The 3,399-nt window shown below is 66.3% G+C and carries 3 protein-coding genes; 2 read left to right on the forward strand and 1 reads right to left on the reverse strand.

Annotated features, from left to right (window positions below; translation table 11 throughout):
- The first annotated feature begins 142 nt into the window (after positions 1-142).
- The gene (gene mltB / locus AC27IO_RS21975; RefSeq protein WP_317355588.1) at positions 143-1,225 is read left to right on the forward strand and encodes a lytic murein transglycosylase B; all 1,083 of its coding nucleotides are present in this window, start codon (positions 143-145) and stop codon (positions 1,223-1,225) included.
- A 59-nt stretch (positions 1,226-1,284) separates the two neighbouring features.
- On the forward strand, positions 1,285-1,851 hold the full coding sequence (locus AC27IO_RS21980; protein ID WP_498740753.1) for a histidine phosphatase family protein: 567 nt from the start codon (positions 1,285-1,287) through the stop codon (positions 1,849-1,851).
- A 46-nt stretch (positions 1,852-1,897) separates the two neighbouring features.
- Here the strand turns inward: AC27IO_RS21980 and AC27IO_RS21985 are convergent, their stop codons facing one another.
- A complete protein-coding gene (locus AC27IO_RS21985; RefSeq protein ID WP_498740755.1) occupies positions 1,898-2,941 on the reverse strand; it encodes a hypothetical protein in 1,044 nt (347 codons plus the stop codon).
- Between the last annotated feature and the right edge of the window lie 458 nt (positions 2,942-3,399).

Here is a 3,399-nt window from a genome sequence, read left to right on the forward strand (position 1 = left end):
AGCGCGCCCATCGCCGACTGGCTGCTGCGCCTGGAACACACCCGCTACGCCCCCGAACCGGCCACCGCCCTGGCCGACCTGCGGCGCGACCTGCGCCGCCTGCCCTGGCCGGCGCGCCAGCCGCCGACCCCTTGACCGCCCCATGCCCTCCTTCGCCTTCCTTCGCCACGCCCTGCTGCTGATCGCCGCCGCCCTTCTGTCCCCGGGTGCCATCGCCCAAAATCCCGTCAAGAAGAGCCCGCCCCGGGCCCCGGCCGCGGCCCCACAGCCGGCGATCTTCTACGACCAGCGCGCCGATGCCATGCAGTTCGCCGACGACATCGCCGCGCGCCGCGACCTGGACCGCGAATGGGTGCGCCAAGCCATCGGCCAGGCGCGCTTTCTGAGCCAGGTGCCGCGCCTCATGCTGCCGCCGCCGCCCGGCACGCCCAAGAACTGGCGCGTGTACCGCAGCCGCTTCGTCGAGCCCGTGCGCATCCGCGCGGGCGTGCGCTTCTGGCACGACAACGCCGACACCCTGGCCCGCGCCGAGCGCGAATACGGCGTGCCCGCGGAAATGATCGTCGGCATCATCGGCGTGGAAACCATCTATGGCCAGCAGATGGGCAACTTCCGCGTCATCGACGCGCTCGCCACCCTGTCGTTCGACTTTCCCATGGCCCACCCGCGCGCGGCCGAGCGCGTGGCGTTCTTCCGGGGCGAGCTGGAGCAGTTCCTGAGCCTCATGCAGCGCACCAACGCCGACCCGCTGGAGCCACGCGGCAGCTACGCGGGCGCCATGGGCCTGGGCCAGTTCATGCCCTCCAGCTGGGCGCGCTACGCGGTGGACTTCGACGGCGACGGCCGCATCGACCTCTTCAACAGCCCCGCCGACGCCATCGGCTCGGTCGCCAACTACTTCAAGGGCCACGGCTGGACCACCGGCATGCCCACGCACTACGCGGTCGAGTTCGACCCCGCCCGGCTGCGCCTCGAAGACCTGCTGGCCCCCGACATCCTGCCCACCTTCACGGTGGCCCGCATGGCCGAACTGGGCGCACTGGTGCAGGGCGACGGCGCCACCCACCGCGGCCCACTGGCCCTGGTGGAGCTGCAGAACGGCGTGGCATCGCCCGTCTTCTACGCGGGCACCGAGAACTTCTATGCCGTCACGCGCTACAACTGGTCGAGCTACTACGCCATGGCCGTGATCGAGCTGGGGCGCGAAGTGAACGCGGCGCGGTAGCAAAACCCGGCGGAAGAAAAAAGCGAGCGCTCCCCGCTTCGGGGGCCACAATGGACCGCATGCAACGCCGTCAACTCCTGCGCCTGGGATCGGCCGCCAGCCTGGCTGGCGCCCTGTTCTCCACCGCCGCTTCCTCCTCCTACGCCGCCACCGAGCCCGGCACCGTGCTGCTGATGCGGCATGCGCAGACCGACCCCGGCACGGGCGATCCACCCGGCTTCGCCCTGGGCCAATGCAGCACGCAACGCAACCTCAGCGCCGAAGGGCGCGCGCAGGCCCAGCGCATCGGGGCACTGCTGAAGCAGCAAGGCCTGGCGCCCCAGCGGGTGCGCTCCAGCGCCTGGTGCCGCTGCCAGGACACCGCCATGCTGGCCTTCGGCCAGATGGAGCCATGGGACGCGTTGAATTCGTTCTTCGATGGCGGGGACACTCAAGGCGCGCAGACCGCAGCGCTGCGGAAAGCGCTGGCAGCGGTGCCCACCGGGCAGGTCGAGGTGTGGGTGACGCACCAGGTCAACATCACGGCATTGACGGGGATCTATCCGGCGTCGGGCGAGGTGCTGGTGTTGCGGCGGGGGGATGGGGTGGATGGAGCGCCGATGGTGCTGCGGCGGGTGCGGGGGTAGTTGAGTTGGCGGTCGCGCTGGTTGCTCAGGTGATCGTCATGCCAAATCAAGGCTTCGCGGACATTGCGTAACCGCTCAGGCTGACCGTGACTCGGTGGCCGAGCACTCCGAGGACCTCGGCGCGATCCTCTTCAATGGATGCGTTTTCGGCCAAGACATTGAGCGCATGCGCCTTCACCAGCTTGTAGTCGGCCTCGGGGAGCACGGTGGCAAGCCATGCAAACCGGGATTCCAGTGCGCAATCCACCGCTTTTTGGCGTGGCTGCCGCAGGCTCGCGACCTTCACCTCCGATGCGGCCGACCCGCCGTCTTGAAGCCAGCTGAGCAAAGGTGCACCGGCGTCTGCCACCTCCCAGTCTGCGCGGATCAGCGAATCGTTCGGCGGCGGCTTCAAAACACTTCCGTCCAGTGCTTTGAGAAGTCCATACACCCGATCCATCGGCATGGATCTGGAAATGGCGGGCGCATCGTCCAACCGGTCGGTGCCGCCTTGGCACTGCCAACCCTCTGAATTGAAAACACTGACGCGCGCTTGATCGGCATCGAGGCGACTGACTGAAATCAACAGTGCGTGGTTTCCATTAGAACCGCACTGCCCCACTGGAATGCACAGATGCTCGCCTTCCGCCATCGGGCGAAGCACATCGAAAAGAGGGTCCTGATCTGCAGAAGCCGAGGATGCGCTCTCATCGCGCCCACCGACCATCGAAGCCTCATCCACATCGACAAGGTTGGTGTAATACGAGCCATTTTTTTCGAGTTCCACTTCAAAGAAAAATCGCCGCCCCTTGGCCATGGCCTCCATGGCGGAACGGGCCGCGAACGGGTCGTCGAGATCCTTCCCCAGCTGGTCAAGCACGGACATCAGCATGTCACCGATGACAACGATCTCATGCCCTGCCACCCCGGTTGCCCCAGTTCTGGTGCCGGACGCCACTTGGGCCAAGTGAGGCAGCGTTTGGCCGTCAAAGGGTACGTCGATTTTTTTCAGCCGAGCCTGGACTGCCAACAGTTCGCTCATCGCACTGCCGAGAATCGGCGTCACCTCAAGGGGCCGCACCGAGGCTCCAGAATGCCGCAGGTGGGTCATGGAGGGCTTGCGGCACCGCTCGGCCAACGGACCTGCGGTTGACGAGGCCATAAAGCTCAACCTGTGTCGAGATTTCCATCCACCCTACCCAGAGACACGTCCCCGTTCGGCCAATGCAGAATGGCCTGACGCGGGGGCATGGCACCAACCGCCCTGCCGAACGCCGGCTCCAACCTAGGTGCCAGCCCTTGCAATGCATGCTCGCCAGCGAGCGGCCTGGCTGACTCGGAAACAGCATCGGGTGCCACGCGAGTGTTCGAATCCAGCAAAACGCTGCGGATCGGCGAGCCAGAAGGTGAAATTCGGTTTGGCATGTCAGGCTTGCGGAGCAGGGAGCGACGATCGCGCAACTCCAGTCCGCACGTTATGGCAAGCAGCGTGCACCATGGGGAGTCTTGCGAAGGCGTTGAAGGAATAACGCAGAGCTGCGCATGCAGCGGCATGGCCGGGACTTTTTT

The organism is Acidovorax sp. KNOB132 (assembly GCF_057541515.1).